Annotated in this window: 15 protein-coding genes and 2 pseudogenes; 12 read left to right on the top strand and 5 right to left on the bottom strand. The window is 68.8% G+C overall.

The annotated features are described in order from the left end of the window. Positions 1–43: 43 nt before the first annotated feature. From iolG to D5R93_RS09710, 3 genes are all read right to left on the bottom strand, one after another. Positions 44–1,033, bottom strand: coding sequence for an inositol 2-dehydrogenase (gene iolG / locus D5R93_RS09720; RefSeq protein ID WP_119836553.1), 990 nt, complete (start codon positions 1,031–1,033; stop codon positions 44–46). 112 nt (positions 1,034–1,145) lie between these two features. After that, complete coding sequence (locus D5R93_RS09715; protein ID WP_120204962.1) at positions 1,146–2,258, bottom strand: transaldolase family protein; 1,113 nt, start codon at positions 2,256–2,258, stop codon at positions 1,146–1,148. A 202-nt stretch (positions 2,259–2,460) separates the two neighbouring features. Continuing rightward, a complete protein-coding gene (locus D5R93_RS09710) occupies positions 2,461–3,222 on the bottom strand; it encodes a GntR family transcriptional regulator (RefSeq protein WP_119836681.1) in 762 nt (253 codons plus the stop codon). Positions 3,223–3,514: 292 nt separating this feature from the next. Between D5R93_RS09710 and iolC the strand changes: the two are divergent. The 9 genes and pseudogenes from iolC to D5R93_RS09665 all read left to right on the top strand — a co-directional run bounded on the left by iolC (position 3,515) and on the right by D5R93_RS09665 (position 15,297). Then, positions 3,515–4,536 (top strand): annotated as a pseudogene (iolC, locus tag D5R93_RS09705) (5-dehydro-2-deoxygluconokinase). Between the two features lie 10 nt (positions 4,537–4,546). Beyond that, positions 4,547–5,512 (top strand): Cgl0159 family (beta/alpha)8-fold protein, encoded by a 966-nt coding sequence (locus tag D5R93_RS09700; protein ID WP_243106699.1) that lies wholly within the window; start codon positions 4,547–4,549, stop codon positions 5,510–5,512. A gap of 248 nt (positions 5,513–5,760) precedes the next feature. Then, positions 5,761–6,693: a 5-deoxy-glucuronate isomerase gene (gene iolB / locus D5R93_RS09695; protein ID WP_119836549.1), complete on the top strand. Its 933-nt coding sequence runs from the start codon at positions 5,761–5,763 to the stop codon at positions 6,691–6,693. A gap of 44 nt (positions 6,694–6,737) precedes the next feature. Next, a complete protein-coding gene (gene iolD, locus D5R93_RS09690; protein ID WP_120204957.1) occupies positions 6,738–8,645 on the top strand; it encodes a 3D-(3,5/4)-trihydroxycyclohexane-1,2-dione acylhydrolase (decyclizing) in 1,908 nt (635 codons plus the stop codon). A 158-nt stretch (positions 8,646–8,803) separates the two neighbouring features. After that, a pseudogene (locus tag D5R93_RS09685) lies at positions 8,804–10,308 on the top strand (CoA-acylating methylmalonate-semialdehyde dehydrogenase). A 313-nt stretch (positions 10,309–10,621) separates the two neighbouring features. Next, a complete protein-coding gene (locus D5R93_RS09680; protein WP_120204955.1) occupies positions 10,622–11,560 on the top strand; it encodes a sugar phosphate isomerase/epimerase family protein in 939 nt (312 codons plus the stop codon). Between the two features lie 158 nt (positions 11,561–11,718). Continuing rightward, the gene (locus tag D5R93_RS09675; protein WP_119836545.1) at positions 11,719–12,726 is read left to right on the top strand and encodes a Gfo/Idh/MocA family protein; all 1,008 of its coding nucleotides are present in this window, start codon (positions 11,719–11,721) and stop codon (positions 12,724–12,726) included. 74 nt (positions 12,727–12,800) lie between these two features. After that, complete coding sequence (locus D5R93_RS09670; RefSeq protein WP_119836544.1) at positions 12,801–13,673, top strand: sugar phosphate isomerase/epimerase family protein; 873 nt, start codon at positions 12,801–12,803, stop codon at positions 13,671–13,673. Between the two features lie 271 nt (positions 13,674–13,944). Continuing rightward, on the top strand, positions 13,945–15,297 hold the full coding sequence (locus D5R93_RS09665) for an MFS transporter (protein ID WP_162933914.1): 1,353 nt from the start codon (positions 13,945–13,947) through the stop codon (positions 15,295–15,297). On the opposite strand, the gene D5R93_RS09660 is transcribed toward D5R93_RS09665, so the two are convergent. Further along, positions 15,284–15,679: a winged helix-turn-helix transcriptional regulator gene (locus tag D5R93_RS09660; RefSeq protein WP_119836542.1), complete on the bottom strand. Its 396-nt coding sequence runs from the start codon at positions 15,677–15,679 to the stop codon at positions 15,284–15,286. The two genes, D5R93_RS09665 and D5R93_RS09660, sit on opposite strands and share 14 nt — an antisense overlap. A gap of 231 nt (positions 15,680–15,910) precedes the next feature. Between D5R93_RS09660 and D5R93_RS09655 the strand changes: the two genes are divergently transcribed. The 3 genes from D5R93_RS09655 (at position 15,911) to D5R93_RS09645 (ending at position 18,704) form a co-directional block, all read left to right on the top strand. Then, complete coding sequence (locus D5R93_RS09655; RefSeq protein WP_119836541.1) at positions 15,911–16,603, top strand: DsbA family oxidoreductase; 693 nt, start codon at positions 15,911–15,913, stop codon at positions 16,601–16,603. Then, positions 16,600–17,250, top strand: a complete 651-nt coding sequence (locus D5R93_RS09650) for an MBL fold metallo-hydrolase (RefSeq protein ID WP_162933913.1) — start codon at positions 16,600–16,602, stop codon at positions 17,248–17,250. The genes D5R93_RS09655 and D5R93_RS09650 overlap by 4 nt, the downstream gene beginning before the upstream one ends. Before the next feature lie 263 nt (positions 17,251–17,513). Next, positions 17,514–18,704: a zinc-binding dehydrogenase gene (locus D5R93_RS09645; protein ID WP_120204951.1), complete on the top strand. Its 1,191-nt coding sequence runs from the start codon at positions 17,514–17,516 to the stop codon at positions 18,702–18,704. Between the two features lie 77 nt (positions 18,705–18,781). On the opposite strand, the gene D5R93_RS13355 is transcribed toward D5R93_RS09645, so the two are convergent. Then, positions 18,782–19,042, bottom strand: a complete 261-nt coding sequence (locus D5R93_RS13355) for a hypothetical protein (RefSeq protein ID WP_162933912.1) — start codon at positions 19,040–19,042, stop codon at positions 18,782–18,784. Between the last annotated feature and the right edge of the window lie 385 nt (positions 19,043–19,427).

Raw genomic sequence — 19,427 nt, 5'->3', positions numbered from 1 at the left:
GATCCCGGGGCGGGGCTGTGGCTGTGGTCTGAGACGGGGCAGGCTAGCCCAGCCGTACCGGCTGCCCGGTCGTGGCTGACTCCGTGGCAGCCTCGGCCAGGCGCAGGGCCTCCACGGCGTCGGCGACGGAGGTCGGAGGGGTCGTGCCTGCCTCGACCGCCTCGATGAAGGCCGACAGCTCCAGGCGGTAGGCGTCGGCGTAGCGCTCCAGGAAGAAGTCCAGGTAGGGCTCCTGGGCGTCAGTCACCTCCGCGTTGGACAGGCGCACGGTAGTGGCGCGGATGTTCTCCGCGAACAGGGTGCCCTCACGTCCGGAGGCCTCCAGGCGCTGGTCGTAGCCGGAGGCGCAGTGGCGGTTGTTGATGATGGTGGCTACGGCTCCGGAGGCGGCCCTGAGGGTCACGACCGCAGCGTCGAAGTCCCCCGCCTGCGCGACCTCCTGGTCCAGGTGCTGGCCCACGGCGTGGACCTCGACGATGTCACCCAGGAAGAACCGGGCGGTGTCAAAGTCGTGGATGGTCATGTCGCGGAAGATCCCCCCGGAGACCTTGATGTAGTCCACCGGCGGGGCGGCCGGGTCACGGCTGATGATCGTCAGCTGCTCCAGGGCTCCGATCCGGCCCTCCTGCACGGCGGCGCGGGCGGCGGCGAAGCTGGGGTCGAAGCGGCGGTTGAACCCGAACATGACCGGGACGGTGACGGCGTCCAGCTCGGTGCGGGCCGCGTCAACGTCCTTCATGTCCAGGGCGATGGGCTTCTCGCACAGCACGGCCTTGCCGGCCTTGGCGGCGGCCAGGAGGTGGGGGATGTGCAGGGGTGTGGGAGAGCCGATGATGACGGCGTCGACCTGGGGGTCGGCAAAGACCTCCTCCACGTCCTGGCAGGATCGGGCTCCGTAGGTCCCGGCCAGCGTGGCAGCGGCGTCCTGCACGGGGTCGCAGACCAGGGCCAGCCTGGCCTGAGGGTGGGAGGCGATGGTCCTGGCGTGGACCTGGCCGATACGGCCGGCGCCGATAACGGCGATACTGAGCATCCTTGCTCCTTGTGTCGTGACTGTGGTGTAAATGTTGTGAGTGTTGCAAGTCGTGGGATGGCGGGCCCGCGACATGCGGGGGCGGCTGCAGCCGCCCCCGGCGCGGGGCTGCTCAGGGCTGAGGCATGATGACGTCGCGGACCAGGGAGTCCAGGTCGGCGTCGGCCTGCAGGAAGCCTCGCAGGGTGCGTACGGTGGCGCCGTAGGTGTCAAACTCCTCCGGTGTCATGCCGTCGGGCTCGTAGGCGCGCACGAAGTCGGGGATGCCCATGAGCGTCCTCATGATCTCCGGGGCCACGGGCACGTCGATGCGGGGCTCGACCTTGTAGCCGGAGTCGTTGATGAGCTGCTGCCAGGCAAAGGGCGGGGAGATCACGATGTCGCCGCCGAGGAGCTCAGACCAGTGCATGACGTTGCGGAAGGCGGCGGACAGGGGGCGGGCGCGCAGGCCGCGCTCGCGGAACTCCTGGTAGGTCCGCTTGAAGGCGGCGATTCCGGCCCACTCCAGGTGCCCGGGGTCAAGGAACAGCTTGTCGCGCTTGGCGACGATCTTGATCCAGTCGTCCAGACGACCCACCATGAGGGTCACGACCGGGCCCATGGTGGAGACGTCCTTGCCCTCGGCCTCGCGGCGCCTGAGACCCCGCTCGATGGCCTCGCCGGTAGCCACGGCCTGAGGGACGGAGAAGGACACGGTGACGTTGACGGAGACCCCGCGGTAGGTTGCCTCCTCGATAGCCTTGACGCCCACTGAGGTGGCCGGGATCTTGACGATGATGTTCTTGGCCAGGTTGGAGAACTCCTCGGCCTGGTCAGCCAGCGCGGTAGCGCTGCGTGCCAGGCGGGGGTCGGTCTGCATGGACAGGCGCCCGTTGCGCCCGTTGTGCTCCTCGAAGGCCGGCTCCAGCAGCTGGGCGGCCTGCAGGCTCAGCTCGCGAACCACCTGCCAGCCGATCTGGGCCTCGGTGGCCTCGGGCATCTCCTCGGCGAGCTCGGCGATGCGGGGCAGCCATACGTCCTTGCGCTGGTTGATGCAGGTGTAGGCGATGGTGGGGTTGCAGGTGGCGCCGACGCCACCGAAGGCGATTGACTGCCGCAGCTCGTCAGGGTCGGCGGAGTCGTTCCACAGCGCTGTGGGTGTGCTGCGTACGGCGTCGAGGAGCGGTCCGGGGCGTAGTCGATACTCATCTGTGTGTGCTCTCTGGTCGGGGTGGTCTGCGGTCAGCGTCCTTGCGGCCGCGGGCCGATGGCACTATTGAAGAAGATGACGGGGAATCTGTCAACGATTTGTCCGGACATAGGTGGTGTCGGGCTGGTTTCTGCCACCTCCGGACGCCGGGGCTCGGGCGGCTCGGGGCCGTGGCCTCAGGGGGTGGGTCCCGGGGCCAGGGTGCTGTCGTGCGGGGGTGCTCCGGTCTGCCCGGGCCTCACCCCGTGAACAGGGTGGTCTCGAAGGAGTAGCGAGAGGCCCTGTAGATGTGGTCGCCGAACTCGACGACCCGGCCGGTATGGTCGTAGGTGGTCCTGGTCGCGGTCAGCAGCGCTGCCCGCCTGCGCTCGTGGAGGAGGTCGGCCTCCTTCGTGGTGGCGTTGCGGGCACCGATGACCTGTCGGGCCGTGGTGGGGACGATCCCGCTGGTGCGCAGGAGCTCGTAGAGGCCGGCGGTCTCCAGGTCCTCGCGCGCCGGGGCGACTGAGGCCGGCAGGAGGTTGTGCATGATGGCGACGGGCTCGTCGTCGGCGGCCCGGATGCGTGTGAAGGTCACTACGGGCTGGCCCTCCCGGGTCTCCAGCCTGTCCGCCTCCTCGGGGGAGGCAGGGTGCTCGTCGTAGTCGAGGAGCGTGGTGGAGGGGGTGTGCCCGGCTGCCGTCAGGTCTGCCAGGAGGCTGGTCAGCTCCATCGGCCGGTGGACGTGGGGCGGGGCGACGACGGTGCCCACGCCGCGGCGCCGGGTGAGCAGCCCTCGGTCTACCAGGTGCTGGAGAGCCTGGCGGGCGGTCGGCCGGGAGACCTGCAGGCGCCGCGCCATGGACAGCTCGTCCTCCAGCCGAGTCCCGGGGGGCAGGGTGCCCTCGAGGATGAGGGCTGCCAGGGGCTCGGAGATCTGGGCGTGCAGGGGGGTGCGTATTGTGCGGTCGATGGTGACGTCAAGGGCGAAGGTGGCGTCGGCGTGAGGCTCGGCGGGCATCTCGGCGGGCGTGGCGTGTGCGGTAGGCGTGGTAGGCATGGAGCACCTTGTGGCGGTCGGTCGTGTTGGGCGCAGCTCGGTAGCCGACGGTGCCAGCATACGGAATATGAGCGGGGCACGGATGTCTGGTGGTGTCAGCGCCTGCCGCCGCCCTGTGACGTCCCTGGGAGGCTGCCCCCAAAATGTTCTGACAAATGCTTGACCTGAGGGGGTGGGGTGGGGCAGGCTTCGTCATGTGGCCGGGCCGTCCCGGGCACAGGCGATCCGCCCCGATGACGTGGAAGAGGACGTGATGACCGCACAAGCAGCGACGACCGGAGCGGCCGGGCAGGTACCTGGGGTCGAGGTCCTGACCATCGGGCGCTGCGGGATCGACATCTACCCGCTCCAGGTGGGTGTGGGCCTGGAGGAGGTGGAGTCCTTCGGCAAGTTCCTGGGGGGCAGTCCCACCAACGTGGCCGTGGCTGCGGCCCGCTACGGCCACGACTCAGCCGTGGTCACCGGGGTGGGGGCTGACCCCTTCGGCCGCTTTGTCCGTGCTGAGATGCGCCGCCTGGGCGTGTCTGACGACTACGTGGTCACCAAGGCCGACTACAACACCCCCGTCACCTTCTGCGAGATCTTCCCCCGGACAGCTTCCCCCTCTACTTCTACCGCGAGCCCTCGGCTCCGGACCTAGAGCTGGAGGTGGAGGACGTGCCTCTCCACGCGGTCCGGGAGGCGCCGGTCTTCTGGGTCTCCGCCACGGGGCTGAGCAAGGACCCCTCCCGCCGTGCCCACCACACGGCCCTTGACGCCAGGGGCGACGCCAGGGGGCGCCAGGCCGTGACGGTGATCGACCTGGACTACCGTGCGATGTTCTGGGAGAGCCGCGAGGCCGCCCACCGCGAGGTCTCGGCGGTCCTTCCCAAGGTTACGGTGGCTATCGGGAACCGGGAGGAGTGCGAGGTCGCTGTGGGGGAGCGCGATCCCGAGCGCGCTGCCGACGCCCTCCTGGAGGCAGGCGTCGAGCTCGCGATCGTCAAGCAGGGCCTGGAGGGCACCCTGGCCAGGACCCGTGACGAGCGGGTGGAGATGCCGGTGACGCGGGTAGAGACCAAGAACGGTCTGGGAGCGGGGGACGCCTTCGGCGGTGCCGTCTGCCACGGCCTGCTGGAGGGGTGGTCGCTGGAGAAGACGGTCTTCGCCGCCTCCACAGCCGGGGCGATCGTCTCCTCCCGCCTGGAGTGCTCCACGGCGATGCCTACCGAGCCCGAGCTGCTTGACATGATGCGGCGCAACCGCGGGGTCTGTGCCCCTGATCTGGACCTGTGAGGTGATGGTGATGGAACAGCGCGCATCCGCAGCCAGGGGAGGCGGACCAGGTGATACGGGCGCGACTCTGGGGACGGGAGCACCTGCAGTGGTCCCCGGCTCCACGTCGCGAACCCCCCTCACGGACGCGGTTGTGGAGGTCCGTGCCACCAGACCTGATCTTGTCTCCCAGGTCCTGCGACACCGCCCCCGGCCCAGCCTGGAGCAGGTCCGCTCGCTCATGGTGATCGCCTGTGACCACCCCGCTCGTGGCGCGTTGGGTGCCGGGACCGAGCCCATGGCCATGGCCTCGCGCGAGGACCTCCTGGCACGCTGCGTGGAGGCGCTGTCCCGGCCGGGGGTCAACGGCTTCCTGGGAACGCCTGACGTCGTGGAGGACCTGGCGCTCCTGGGCGCCCTGGACGGCAAGATGGTGTGGGGGTCGATGAACCGGGTGGGTCTGCAGGGAGCCTCCTTCGAGGTGGACGACCGGTTTAGCGGCTACGACGCCGCTGGTATCGAGGCCTCCGGGCTGGACGGGGGGAAGCTGCTCACCCGTATCTGCTACACCGACCCCGCCAGCGCCTCGCTCCTGGAGGCCTGCGCCCGTGCGGTCAGCTCCCTGGCCGAGCGCGGCCTGACTGCCATGGTGGAGCCCTTTGTCTCCCACTGGCAGGAGGGCCGCCTGGTCAACGACCTGAGCCCGGAGGCGGTGATCCGCTCCGTCTGCGTCGCCCAGGCCCTGGGGAGGACCTCCGCCTACACCTGGCTCAAGCTGCCCTGCGTCAAGGAGATGGAGCGGGTCATGGAGTCCACGACCCTGCCCAGCCTCATCCTGGGAGGGGAGGTGTCCCGGGACCCGGAGGCCGCCATGGCCTCGTGGGCGCGGGCACTGGCCCTGCCCAACGTCAGGGGGCTGGTCATCGGCCGGTCCCTGCTCTACCCGCCTGGCGACGACGTCGCGGCCGCCGTCGACGGCGCTGTCGCGCTCCTGTGAGACTGCGTGCCTGCCGTGCCGCCCACCGCAGGGGCTCTAGCCCCTGCCATCAGTGCAGTGCCCGGCCTCCTGGGCCTGGTGCCGTCCCGCCCGGTTCCCCCGGGGCGGGCCTGGCAGCACCTGCCCCGGCCACCGCGCCCGCACGTCCATATCGCATCCGATAATTGCATCCGATAGCCGTACCCAGTAGACCGAGCCCAGGCTCTCTTCAAGCTCTCAGCCGGACACGACACGTGAGGACACTCCTAATGACTCAGCAGCCCCAGCACTCCCACCCCGACCAGCCAGAGCGGTCAGGCCAGTCACAGTACGTCATCAGGGCAGGCGGGCTCGCCCACGACGCCTACGAGCTCGACCTGAGCGCCGAGCGTGCCGGGTGGGAGTGGTCCTCCCTGCGGGTCCTGGCCCTGGAGCCGGGGCAGGGCGTGGACGTCCCCGGCGGCGAGCACGAGTTCCTGGTGCTGCCGCTGAGCGGCGGGTGCACCGTGGAGGTTGAGGGGGAGGCTGCAGGCCAGACCCTGGAGGTGACCGGGCGCGACTCGGTGTTCACCGATATCACCGACTACGTCTACGTCCCTCGCCGTACCGACGTGCGCCTGACCAGCGCTCAGGGCGCGCGGATCGCGTTGCCAGGTGCCCGGGCTACCACGGACAAGCCGCTGCGGTACTGTCCCCGTGAGGAGGTCGGTACCGGACTGCGAGGCGCAGGCCCCTCCTCCCGCCAGGTGAGCAACTACGCCCTGGGCAACGAGGTGGAGACCTCCCACCTGCTGGCCTGCGAGGTGCTGACCCCTGGAGGGAACTGGTCCTCCTACCCTCCCCACAAGCACGACGAGCACACCGAGGTGGAGCGGGTCCTGGAGGAGATCTACTACTACCAGGTGCGTGAGGGGGCAGACGGCGCCCAGGGCTTCGCCCTCCAGCGGATCTACCCCTCTCCCGGCCACGACATCGACGTGTGCACCGAGGTGCGTGACGGCGACGTCGTCGTCATGCCCTACGGCTACCACGGCCCGTCGGTGGCCGCCCCCGGCTACGACCTGTACTACCTCAACGTCATGGCCGGCCCGGCGGAGGACTCGGTGTGGCTCATGACCGACGACCCCCACCACACCTGGGTGCGCCAGACCTGGCAGACCCAGGAGGTCGACCCCCGTCTGCCCATGACCCCGATGAACTGACAGCCACTCACTGACCACCAGCAACGAACAGGAAGAAGACACACGTGAGCAACGAGGCCTACGCTGGCACGGTCCGCCTGACCGTGGCCCAGGCGACCATTCGGTTCCTGACTAACCAGTACTCCGAGCGCGACGGCGTGGAGCACCGCCTCATCGAGGGCGCCTTCGGCATCTTCGGCCACGGTAACGTGGCTGGGATCGGCCAGGCACTGCTGCAGAACGAGGTCGACCCCGCCGAGGGCGAGGACGAGATGCCCTACATCATGCCGCGCAACGAGCAGGGCGCCGTGCACGCGGCTGCGGCCTTCGCCAAGACCCGGGACAGGATGTCCACCTACATGGTCACGGCCTCCATCGGCCCGGGCTCCCTCAACATGGTCACCGGTGCCGCCCTGGCCACCACCAACCGCCTGCCGGTCCTCCTCCTCCCCTCCGACCAGTTCGCCACCCGGGTGCCTGACCCCGTGCTCCAGCAGCTGGAGGACCCCACCACCCTGGACCTCACCGTCAACGATGCCTTCCGGCCCGTGTCGCGGTTCTTCGACCGCGTCAACCGGCCCGAGCAGCTCATCCCCTCCCTGTTGAACGCCATGCGGGTCCTCACCGACCCCGCCGAGACCGGCGCCGTGGTCATCGCCATGCCCCAGGACGTCCAGGCCGAGGCCCACGACTGGCCGGTCGAGCTGTTCCGCAAGCGGGTGTGGCACGTGCGTCGCCCCGTCCCCGAGCCGGCCGCCCTGGAGCGCGCCGTGGCCGCTATCAAGGCGGCCAGGCGTCCCATGGTTATCGCCGGGGGCGGCGTCATCTACTCCCAGGCTAGTGAGGAGCTGCGTGCCTTCGCCTCGGCCACGGGGATCCCCGTGGCCGACACCCAGGCGGGCAAGGGCGCCATCAACTTTGACCACCCCTGCGCCATCGGGGGAGTGGGATCCACCGGGGGTGACTCCGGCAACCACATCGCCGACAAGGCTGACCTGGTTATCGGCATCGGCACGCGGTACTCGGACTTCACCACGGCGTCGAAGACGCAGTTCAAGAACCCGGAGGTGCGCTTCGTCAACATCAACGTGCGCGCCTTTGACGCCGCTAAGCAGAGTGCGGAGATGGTGGTGGCTGACGCCCGGGAGGCGCTGACCGCCCTGACCACCGCCCTGGAGGGCTACCGCGTGTCCGAGGACTACTCTGCCGAGGTCACCGCCGAGCGCGAGGGCTGGCTGGCCCGTACCCAGGAGTGCTACCACCGAGGGCACGGCCCCTTGCCCGCCCAGACCGAGGTCTTCGGCGCCCTCAACGAGCTCATGGGAGAGGAGGACATCGTCATCAACGCCGCCGGCTCCATGCCCGGCGACCTCCAGGCCCTGTGGCAGGCCAGGACCCCGGTCCAGTACCACGTCGAGTACGCCTTCTCCTGCATGGGCTACGAGGTCCCGGCCGCCCTGGGGGTCAAGCTCGCCCGGCCCCAGAGCGAGGTGGTCTCCATCGTCGGTGACGGCACCTACCAGATGCTGCCCATGGAGCTGGCTACCGTGGTCCAGGAGAACATCAAGGTCATCTACGTTCTGCTACAGAACTACGGCTTCGCCTCCATCGGCTCCCTGTCGGAGTCCCGCGGCTCTCAGCGCTTCGGCACCAGGTACCGCCAGCGCGGCCAGGGTGGCCACCTTCAGGACGAGCAGAAGGTCGTCGGGGTGGATATCGCCGCCAACGCCGAGTCCTGGGGGCTCACGGTCTACCGGGTCTCCACGATCAAGGAGTTCAGGCAGGCCTACGCCCAGGCCCGCGCCGAGGACCGTGCCTGCATGATCCACATCGAGACCGACCTCTACGGCCCTAACCCGCCCGGCTCCTCCTGGTGGGACGTCCCGGTGTCGGGGGTCTCCCGCTTGGAGTCCACCCAGAAGGCCTATGAGGACTACGTCCAGGACCGCAGGCCGCAGCGCCACTACCTGTGATATTGTCCGGACAATAGGACACGAAGTGTGAGACGGACCAAGGTCCTCAAAGAGGGCGTAGTGTCATGTCCGTCCGCCCTGGGGTCGGGCGACCTGCCCGGCCCCGGGCACCTCCAGGCCCCGGAGGACCCCGGGGTCACCCAAGACTCAAAGGAGAGATAATGACAGTCAAGCACTGGGTCTCCGGCGGCCCGTGGACCGGATCGGGAACTGAGACGCTGCCGATTGAGAACCCGGCCACCGGCGAGGTCATTGATGAGCTGGTGCTGGCCTCGCAGGAGGACCTCGACCACGTGGTCGAGGTCGCCCGCAAGGCCCAGAAGGAGTGGGCGCGCGCCTCCCTGGCCAAGCGTGTAGACGTCATGTTCCGGATGCGCGAGCTGGTCAACCAGCACGCGGACGAGCTGGCCGAGCTCATCGTGCGTGAGGGCGGCAAGACTCACGGTGACGCCCTGGGGGAGATCGCTCGCGGCCGGGAGACCATTGACTTTGCCTGCGGCATCAATGCTGCCCTCAAGGGAGAGTTCACCGACCAGGCGGCCACCGGGGTCGATGTCCACACCCTGCGCCAGCCGGTGGGGGTCGTCGCGGGGATCTGCCCGTTCAACTTCCCCGTCATGGTGCCCATGTGGATGCATCCCATCGCCCTGGCCACCGGTAACGCCTTCATCCTCAAGGTGGCCTCGCTGGTGCCCTCAGCCTCCCTGAAGATTGCCGAGCTCTACAAGGAGGCGGGCCTGCCTGACGGCCTGTTCAACGTGGTGGCGGGCAACCGCACCATCGTCACCCGGGTGCTGGAGCACCCCGGCATCGACGCCATCTCATTCGTGGGCTCCTCGCCGGTGGCACACATCGTCCAGGACACGGGCGTGTCCCACGGCAAGCGCGTCCAGGCCCTGGGCGGGGCGAACAACCACGCCATCGTCATGCCTGACGCCAATATGGAGTTCGCCGCCCAGCACGTCTCCGCCGGTGCCTTCGGGGCGGCGGGGCAGCGCTGCATGGCCCTGCCGGTGGTCGTGGCCGTGGGTGACGCCGCTGAGCGCCTGATCCCGCTGGTCAAGGAGCGTGCCCAGGCGATCGTCACCGGGCCGGGCACGGACAAGGCCTCCGAGATGGGGCCGGTCATCACCCGCAAGGACCTGCAGCGTATCGAGGGCTGGATCGCCCGGGCCGAGGAGGGCGGCGCTGACGTGGTGCTCGACGGGCGCGGCTACCGTCCCGAGGGTGAGGACTACCAGGACGGCTTCTGGCTGGGCCCCACGATCGTGGACAGGGTGCCCACCGAGCAGTCCCTCTACTGTGAGGAGACCTTCGGCCCGGTGCTCGTGGTGGTGCGGGCCGAGACCTACGAGGAGGCCATCGAGCTGGTCAACTCCTCGGAGTTCGGCAACGGCGCGGCCATCTTCACCTCTGACGGGGACGCTGCGCGTCAGTTCGTGGTTGACGTGGAGGCTGGCATGGTCGGGGTCAACGTGCCCATCCCAGTGCCGGTGGCCTACTACTCCTTCGGCGGGTGGAAGGAGTCGCTCCTGGGCGACCACCACATCCACGGCCCAGAGGGTGTGCGCTTCTACACCCGGGCAAGGTGGTCACCTCCCGGTGGGCGCGCCGCGGCGAGAAGGTCGGCTACGTAGGGATGAACTTCCCGACCAACGGCTGACACTGGCACCGCACTGATACTGCGCTGGCCTGCCTGGGGGCTCACCGGGACGGGCCGTGTCCTCAGAATGTAGCGAATCCTCACAACGTACCTGCACGTCACTACGTTGTGAGGATTCGCTACGTCTGGCCGCCTGGCGGCCATCGCCGGAAGGCCGGGCTGAAGGTGACGGGGTGTCTGGCGGCCGGGTCGGGCGGTACGCGTTCCGACAGGCATGTCCTGACAAATCTCTGGACTTCTGGACGTGAGTGAGGTAGCCTCGATCATGCGTCCGAAACGATTCGGTCGACACCGTGACTGAGGAGAGACAAAGATGTCCAAGACGTCCAAGGCCGTCAACACCACCAACCCCAAGTACTCCAAGCTGACCATCGGCGTGTGCCCGGACCAGTGGGGCGTCTGGTTCCCCGACGACCCCAAGCAGATGGACCCCCGCCAGGCCTGGGAGGAGATGGCAGAGGCTGGCTTCGAGGTGATCGAGACCGGCCCCTACGGCTACTTCCCCACCGACCCCAAGGAGCTCCAGAAGTGGTGCGACGAGTACGGCATGCGGGTCGTGGCTGGCACCGGCTGGGGCATCCTCCACAAGGAGGAGGCCTGGCAGACCACACTCAGTACCTTCCGGGCCATCGCCGAGACCCATGCCGCCGTGGGTGCGGAGTACATCGTCCACCTGCCCCCGCTCTACCGCGACGACAAGACCTGGGAGTGGACTGACGACCGCGTGCTCTCCGACGACGCCTGGAAGCTCTATGTCGAGCACGCCAACGCCCTGGGGCAGATGCTCCTGGACGAGTACGACCTCAAGATGGTTCTCCACCCCCACGGGGACTCCCACATCGAGACTCCCGAGGAGATCGCCCGCATCTTTGACGCCACCGACCCCAGGTACGTCAACCTCTGCCTGGACTCCGGGCACGTGGTCTACGGTGGCGGCGACCCGGTCGAGCTGTGCCGCAAGTACCCCGAGCGCATCACCTACGTCCACATCAAGGCCTTCGACGAGGCCATCACCAAGGAGGCCCACGAGAAGGACTGGCCCTTCGGTGAGGCGGTCACCAAGGGCGCCTCGGTGTGCCCGCCTGCGGGCCTGCCAGAGATGCACGAGTTCGTCGACGCCCTGGCTGACCTGGACAAGCCCATCTACTGCATCTGCGAGCAGGACTGCTACCCCTGTGACCCGTCCTTCCCCAAGCCCAACGCCATCAACATGCGCACCTACCTGGCCGAGTGCGGCCTGGGGCTGGCCTGAGCGCCCGGCGGGCTGCTGCGCTGGCTCATACTGGCTGTGGGCAGCCCAGTCTCGGTGCTGAGCCGTACCAGCCGTAGCGGGCCAGGTGCCAGCACGGCTGCGTCATAGAAGCCGCTTCATGGAAATACTGACTGACACTACTCAACGAGGAGACAACCATGACTGTCCGTATCGGACTGATCGGGGCCGGCGGCATGGGCCGCGCCCACGTCGAGCGCATTGAGAACGAGCTGGCCGGGGGACGGGTCGTCGCCGTGGCCGACCTCAACCTGGATGCTGCCAAGGAGGTCGCCGAGCCTCTGGGTGCCACGGCCTACGGCAGCGGTGCCGAGCTCATCGCCGACCCTGACGTCGACGCCGTGCTCGTGGCGACCTTCGGCAAGGTCCACGCCCCTGACGTCATCGCCGCCGTCGAGGCGGGCAAGTACGTCCTGTGCGAGAAGCCACTGGCCACCACACCGCAGGACTGCATCGCGATCATGGAGGCGGAGCAGAAGGTCGGCAAGAAGCTCGTCACGGTGGGCTTCATGCGCCGCTTCGACCCCGGCTACCAGGAGATGCGCGCCACCCTGGCCAGCGGGGAGCTCGGTTACGCCACCCTGGTGCACTGCCGCCACCGCAACCCCTCGGTGCCCGAGGGCTACGTCACGCGCAACATGATCGACGACACCGCTATCCACGAGATCGACACCTGCCGCTACCTGCTGGACGAGGAGATCGTCTCGGTGCGCGTGGACGCACCGCGCTCCACCAGCCGCCGCTTCGACCACCTGCGGGACCCGCTGGTCCTGGTGGCCAGGACGGAGTCCGGCGTGCTCATCGACGACGAGGTCAACGTCAACATCCAGTTCGGCTACTCCATCGAGTGCGAGCTCGTCATGGAGGCCGGCACCATCCGCCTAGGGGACCAGAACACCACGGTCACCCGTGACTCCCACGGCAACCGCAACCCCATCTGCCGCAGTCACGTCGACCGCTTCCACACGGCCTTCAACCAGGAGGTCCAGCAGTGGATCCGGGCGGTGGAGCGTGACGAGCACACCGGGTCGACCTCCTGGGACGGCTACGCCGCCACCTGCGTGGTGGACGCCGCCCTGGAGTCCCTGGAGAGCGACGGCCGGGAGGTCACGGTCTCCACCATCGACAAGCCCGCTTTCTACGCCTGAGCCGCGCTGACAGACGCCCGTAGCGTGGTGCGACGCTACCGACCGACGCCGTCGCACCGGAGAGGAGACCACCTGTGGTTGATATCGCTCTTGACCCCAACATGTACTACCGCACCATGCCCACCGTCCGCACGCTGTACAAGGCGGCCGAGCTGGGCTTTGAGCACGTGGAGCTGTCGCCCAACGCGGACTTCCACCTGTGGCACCACCGCCCGGCCGCTGACGACGCCTTTGTCGCCGAGCTGAACAGGGCTCAGAAGGAGACGGGGGTACGGGTGCGCACCCTTAACCCGGTTTTCAACTGGTCCTCACCGGTGGAGGAGGAGCGCGCTGCCCAGGTCTCCAACTGGCGCCGCCTGCTGGAGCTGGCGGACCAGCTAGACGTGCGTGAGATCACCTCGGAGTTCTCCGGGGACCGCAACCAGGCCCGCCGCAGCGAGGAGCAGTGGTTCCGCTCCATCGAGGAGCTGGCGCCGCACTTCGAGCGCTACGGCATCCGCCTCAATATGGAGGCCCACCCCTACGACTTCGTTGAGCTGCACGACCCGGCCCTGCGTCTGGTGCGTGCTGTCAACAAGGACTGGATCGGCTACGAGTTCTGCTGCCCGCATGCTTTCCACCTGTCCGACGGTGCCGGTGACGTGGAGCGGATGATCCGCACCGCCCACGAGGCCGGCAAGCTGCGTGAGGTCCACGTCGCCGACGGCTTCAACCACCGTGCCAACGACGGCAACCGCTACATCGTCAACCCGCCCGGCGCCGACGTCACCGTGCACCAGCACAACGAAGTAGGCAACGGCGAGGTCGACTGGGACTCGGTGTTCTCCACCCTGAGGGACATCGCTTTTGACGGGGTGCTCTCCGTGTGCGTCTTCGGCTGGCACGAGCACGCCGACGACATCAACCGGCGCGTCCTGGCCCGCCTCAAGGACGAGCTCGGCGCCTGAGACGCGGCTGGGTGGATCCCTGACCTGTGCTGCGGCCTCACGGGACGCCCGTGAGGCCGCAGCCGTTCATTCTTCCTGGGGCACCGCCTGTCCCCGACAGGGGGAGGTGTGTCGAGACCGTATCCTGCCGCCTATGACGTACACGGTGAGCCGGTCATGACCTCGCCCGCGCCGCGCAGCCCCTTGCGGCTGCGCCTGTACACGTGGGTGGCAGGTGCGCTCCTGGGCTCCCTGGAGGGAGCGCTCGCGGTTGCTGTCGCAGGTGCTGGCCGTGCTGCCGCTCGCGCAGGCTGCGGCCCGGGGCCGGTCTGGGCGGTGCGACGGGGGAGGGGCCGGGCGGGGTCGGTGGAGCAGGGGGCTGGGTGGTGTGGGCGGGCTGGCAGCAGCTGTGCCCGTTGCCCTGGTCCTGTGCGCCGCTACCGTGGCGGGTGCGCTGTGCGGTCCACTGTTGAGCCGCCTGCTCGGAAGGAGAATGGCTGGTGCGGGGGCTGGCGCCCTGGTCGTGACTGGGGCAGCGCTGGCAGCGGTCCTGCCTTGCGGCGCGGGCGCCGTCGGTGCTGGTTCTGCCGGTGCCACGGCAGCCGGACTGGTCGGACCTGCTCTTGCGGGGACCGGGGCGGGTCTCCTTCTCCTGGTGGTTCCTCAGGTCTGCCACGAGCTGTCTCTTCCCGGTCACAGGCGCCTCATGCCTCAGGCAATGGCACTCGTCCCGGCGGGTGCCGCGCTGGACGTGGTGGGGGCCGTACTGGGGGCGCGGTGGCAGCAGGAACCGGTGCGCGCAGCGTGGCTGGGTGTCCTCGTGCTGAGTTGCGTGCACCTAGGGATGGCTCTGAGCCTGCCCGAGAGCCCGGTCTGGCTGGCGGGCCGGGGCCGGGACGTCCGGGCTTTCGAGGCACTGCGGCGCCTGCACGGCAACCTGGAGGCCGCTGTCGCCGTCGACTGGGCCCGCCACGAGGCAGGCATGGCCCGCGAGCAGCAGCGGCTGACCGCCGCCGACCTCAGGATTCCCCAGATTCGCCAGGCCACCGTGACTAGCGTGGTGCTCGTGGTGGCGCAGGAGGCGCCCCTGGGTGCCGCCGCGCTCGTCCTGGCGCCGACGGTGGCGGGCCACCTGGGGGGAGGCACGATCACGGTCGTGGCCGCCTGCGTGGGCTGGAGCGCGATGAGTGTCCTGGCGCTGCTCCTGGGGCGGGTGGAGACCCTGGAGCAGCGACGCTTCCTGCGGGTGGTGCTGGGCAGCGTGGTCGCGGTGGTGGCTGCCACGGTGCTGGTGACCACCACTAGCGCTGGTGGCGGGGGGCCATCAGGCGCGGACCTGTCAGGAGGGGCGCTGGCCGGGACCGTCGCCGCCTGCCTCGTCGCTTTGGTGGGCGGCCAGTACGTCCTGGTGCTGCCCGCATGCCAGGGTGCAGTAGATCCGCGGATTCCGCCGTGGCTGGTGGATACCCAGCGTCGGCTGGTGGCGGTGGGACAGTCCCTGGCCCGCGCCGGGGCGATTGTCGCCCCGCTGATGGTCTACCAGCGCTGGGGCCTGGACGTGCTGGGCTGGGTGCTGTTCACCCTGACCGTGGTCGCGCTGGCGGTGGTGCTGGTCCGGATGCCGCGCGCGCTCAGGGCTGCCTGACCTGTGGGACTCCCAGGGTCTCGCGTGCCTGGCGCATCTGCTCCGCCTCCTCCTGGGAGAACTTGAACTCCTTCTCGCTCCAGTCCCACATGGTCTGGACGAGCGGCCGGAAGCTCTCTCCACGACGGGTCAGGCGGTACTCCACCCTGGGTGGGACCTCGCCGTGGTCGATACGCTCAAGAAAGTCGTCCTCGACCAGCTCTTTTAGCTGCTTGAACAGCGTGGAGTCCGATATGCCGTGCAGGCAGCGCCGTAGCTGTCCAAAGTGCCTGACGTCCGCCAGGGCGACGTAGAAGAGGATCTCAATCTTCCACTTCCCGCCGATAACCTTTTGAAGGGACGTGATTGCAGGGCACCACGTGATCTTGGGGGCCTCTGGCATTGACGCTACCTCTCGTCGTGGGTACTGCAGAAAAAGACAGTACTAGGAAGTCGTGGCCGCGCTCGCTACGGTAGTCATGCCGCAGGACATGAGCAAGTCTGAGGCCGGTGGCCGCACGCGCGGTCCCGTGAGGGCCGACGGCACACGACCTGCGCTCGGCTGGCACAGCCCGTACACGCGGCCGAGCGCAGGAACTCCACCGGCAGCAGAGCTACTACGAGGAGGAAGCACATGAAGGTGACCTACTGGTCCGACTACGCCTGCCCGTACTGCTACATTGGCAGGACGCGCCTGGGCAGGGCGATTGACGGCCTCGGGCTGGCCGACGAGGTCGAGTTCGAGATGAAGTCCTTTGAGCTCTACCCTGACGCCCCCTACGAGGTCCAGGGCGCCACGGTGGACAGGTTTGCCCGGAAGTACCACCTCACCACCAAGGCGGCCCGTCAGCGCGTCGAGGCGATCAGCCGCCTGGGGCGCGCCGAGGGAATCGACTTCAACTACGCCACGACGCTTAACACCAACATGCTCGACGCCCACAGGCTGACCAAGCTCGCCCACGACCTGGGCGTCACGGGATTTGAGGAGCTGTGCTTCCACGCGTACTTCGTCGACAACGAGGTCATGGCCGACCACGACGTCCTGCGGCGCCTGGCAGCGGAGGCTGGTCTGCCCTCCCGGGAGGTAGAGCGGGTGCTGGCAGGCAGGGACTACGCCGACGCCGTGCGCGCCGACGAGCGCGAGGCCCACGAGATGGGTGTCAGTGCCGTGCCGTACTTCGTGGTGGACGACACCTACGTCATCACTGGCAGTCGGCCCACCGAGGAGATGGCGCGCGTGCTCTACCAGGCCAGCGCCGAGACCCTGGGCAGGCAGGACGACTCCGTCGGCGGTGCCTGCGGGCCCCAGGGGTGCGCGCTGCCGTGAGCGTGAGCGTCCACCCGCTGCGGGCGCAGGGCGTGTTCGCTACCTACGGGTACTTTGTGGTGGAGGAGGAGACCGGCCGCGCCGTCCTGGTCGACCCTGGCGCGCAGGCGCAGCTGTTCCTGGCAGCCGTGGCTGAGCACGGGTGGACCGTGGAGGTCATCGCGCTCACTCACGGCCACTTTGACCATGTCGGCGCGGTGGAGGAGCTGCGCGACGCGTTGGGCGTGCCCGCTGTGGCCCACGTGGAGTCCCAGAGGTACCTGGCTGACACCTACCTCAACCTCTCTGCCCGGCACGGGCTGGATGTGCGTGTGCGCGACGTCGGGACGTTTGACGACGGGGAGCACGTCGCGCTGGCAGCGGCCCCGGGTGCGGCGCCCGGCGTGGAGCTGGAGGTCCTGCACGTGCCCGGGCACACCGACGACTCCTGCGCCTTCTACTGCGAGCAGGCTGGGGTGGTGCTCGTGGGTGACACGGTCTACGAGGGGGGTCCCGGGCTGACCATCTTCCCCACAGGCGATGCGCGCAGGCTGCGGGAGAGCCTAGAGACCAGGCTCCTGGGGCTGCCTGGCCAGACGGTGCTGCTGTCAGGCCACTCGGCTCCTACCACGGTGGCCCGACTGCGGCGGGCCCTGGGCCTGGGGTGATGCCGGGGCGACGGTGAGCGAGGCTCCAGCCAGGACCGCCTGGGACCTGCGCCCTGGTGTTTGTCAGGACAAACATCGTAGGCTAGGTGATGGCGGGAGCCGGGACGGCTGACGGGTGCGACGCGGCTGCGTGACGGCATACGGCACACAGTTCAAGGCGCTTGCTGCCCCTGACTACCTGGCACCTGGGCCCTCCGGCGGGGCCTGGGGCTCCGTGGCCAGCTCGCCGCCTCGAGCGCTCACTTACTGAGAGGTAACCAGCAATGACCACCACGACGAGCAACGACGCCGTCCAGGCGCCCGGCACCACTCTGGGGGCCGCTCCAGGCGCGGTCCCCGACACAATGCAGGCTGCGGTTCTGCGCGAGGCCGGCAAGGGCCTACAGGTCGAGACGCTGCGGACTCCTCGCCCGAGGGCGGGCGAGGTCCTTGTCAGGGTCGCGGCCTGTGGGCTGTGCCACTCCGACCTCCACGTCATGGGGGGTGCGATCTCCTTCCCGCTGCCCGCGGTCCTTGGGCACGAGGTCTCCGGGACGATTGTCGAGATGGGTCCGGGCGCCGAGCACACCGGGCTGGAGGTCGGCCAGCAGGTCGCGGGCGGCTTCCTCATGCCCTGTGGCCAGTGCGAGGCCTGTGCCTCTGGCCGTGACGAGCTGTGCGGCCCCTTCTTTGAGCTCAACCGCCTCAAGGGCGTTCTCTATGACGGCACCACCCGGCTGGCCGCACTCGACGGCGAGCCGGTGTCCATGTACTCCATGGGTGGTCTGGCCCAGTACTGCGTCATCCCCGCCACGTCGGTGGCGCCTGTGCCTGCGGAGATTGACATGGTCCCGGCGGCTATCCTTGGCTGCGCGGCGCTGACCGCCTACGGTGCGGTGCGTCGTGGCGCGGACCTGCGTTACGGGGAGACCGTGGCCGTCGTGGCCACCGGCGGCGTGGGCACCAACATCGTCCAGGTAGCCCGGGCCTTCGGTGCCAGCCAGGTGATCGCTATCGACGTCTCTGACGACAAGCTCGCCCCCATGCCTGGCTACGGGGCCACCGCCGTGGTCAACTCCGTCACCCAGGACGCCCGCGAGGAGGTGCTTCGTCTTACCAGGGGTAAGGGTGTGGACGTGTCCTTCGAGGCTCTAGGAATTCCGGCGACGTGGACCACCGCCCTGGACGTGCTGGCCGACGGCGGCCGCATGGTTCCGATTGGCCTGGGAGCAGGGGTCCAGACCGCCGAGGTGGAGATCAACCGGACCGTGCGCCGCTCCCAGTCGATCCTGGGCTCCTACGGGGCGCGGACCCGTCAGGACCTGCCTGCAGTGGTGGACCTGGCTGCCAGAGGGGTTATCAACTACAAGGACGTGGTCTCCCGCCGCTTCCCGCTGGAGCAGGTGGGGGCTGGCTACGAGGCGCTCCACAACCGGGAGGTCCAGGGGCGCGCCGTGGTCGACATGTCCTTGTAGCGGGTCTGGCGGGCCCGCAGCGCTGGCTGCGCGGGCTTCGTCGGCCGCGCAGCCTCACATGAGGCTGATCAGGCGCCTCAGCGGGACAGGGTGCTGATACCGGTGTAGACGCAGGATCCAGCAGCCACGACACCCAGCAGGGCGGCAGCGAACATGACTGCGGGCACGCCGGTCACGGCGCCGATGACGGCCATGGTGGCGATACCCAGCATGACGGCGACCATGGCCACCAGGAAGGTGGTGCGGTCCAGCTCGGCGTGCCGGGTCTCCTGCTGCGCCTGCGTGCTCACGCGCTCCGAAGCGGTCGTGGCAGTGGTGGTCTCGATAGTAGCGGTCATGGTGGATTCCTCTCCGTGGTTGGTGCTCCGGGCCTGTGATGACCTTGTGGTCCGGGGCGTCTTGAGGGGTGCCGTGCAGGTCCACCTGACCTTGTGGGTCGTGCGTCCCTGCACGACCCTGTGCAGCCGGTAGCCCGGCTGGTCGGTCCAGGCCAGGCGTGTAGCCCGGACCGGCTGAGTGGCTTGCGCCGGAAGGAACACTACGGACCTGCGTCCCAGTATGTCCAGACAAACGAGGGTGAGGTGCGTTGCGTCGCCGAGGTGTGGGACGCACGCCTGTGACGAAGCGTGGGAGCGTCGGGGACGTGGACGGGAGCTCGGGGACGGTAGGAGGACTGCGGCGCGCGGGCAGGTGTCGAGGCGTGGACAGGCGCCGGGGGCGCGG

The sequence above is a fragment of the Actinomyces lilanjuaniae genome, from assembly GCF_003606385.1.
Taxonomy (GTDB): Bacteria; Actinomycetota; Actinomycetes; order Actinomycetales; family Actinomycetaceae; genus Actinomyces; species Actinomyces lilanjuaniae.
This window is presented reverse-complemented; position numbering and strand designations above follow the sequence as displayed.

Bases quoted from the DNA above. Each gene is read 5' to 3' on its own strand.
- iolG (WP_119836553.1), bottom strand. From the start codon at position 1,033: ATGCTCAGTATCGCCGTTATCGGCGCCGGCCGTATCGGCCAGGTCCAC.
- D5R93_RS09710 (WP_119836681.1), bottom strand. From the start codon at position 3,222: ATGCCCGCCGAGCCTCACGCCGACGCCACCTTCGCCCTTGACGTCACC.
- D5R93_RS09700 (WP_243106699.1), top strand. From the start codon at position 4,547: ATGGAACAGCGCGCATCCGCAGCCAGGGGAGGCGGACCAGGTGATACG.
- iolB (WP_119836549.1), top strand. From the start codon at position 5,761: ATGACTCAGCAGCCCCAGCACTCCCACCCCGACCAGCCAGAGCGGTCA.
- D5R93_RS09680 (WP_120204955.1), top strand. From the start codon at position 10,622: ATGTCCAAGACGTCCAAGGCCGTCAACACCACCAACCCCAAGTACTCC.
- D5R93_RS09675 (WP_119836545.1), top strand. From the start codon at position 11,719: ATGACTGTCCGTATCGGACTGATCGGGGCCGGCGGCATGGGCCGCGCC.
- D5R93_RS09660 (WP_119836542.1), bottom strand. From the start codon at position 15,679: ATGCCAGAGGCCCCCAAGATCACGTGGTGCCCTGCAATCACGTCCCTT.
- D5R93_RS09655 (WP_119836541.1), top strand. From the start codon at position 15,911: ATGAAGGTGACCTACTGGTCCGACTACGCCTGCCCGTACTGCTACATT.
- D5R93_RS09645 (WP_120204951.1), top strand. From the start codon at position 17,514: ATGACCACCACGACGAGCAACGACGCCGTCCAGGCGCCCGGCACCACT.
- D5R93_RS13355 (WP_162933912.1), bottom strand. From the start codon at position 19,042: ATGACCGCTACTATCGAGACCACCACTGCCACGACCGCTTCGGAGCGC.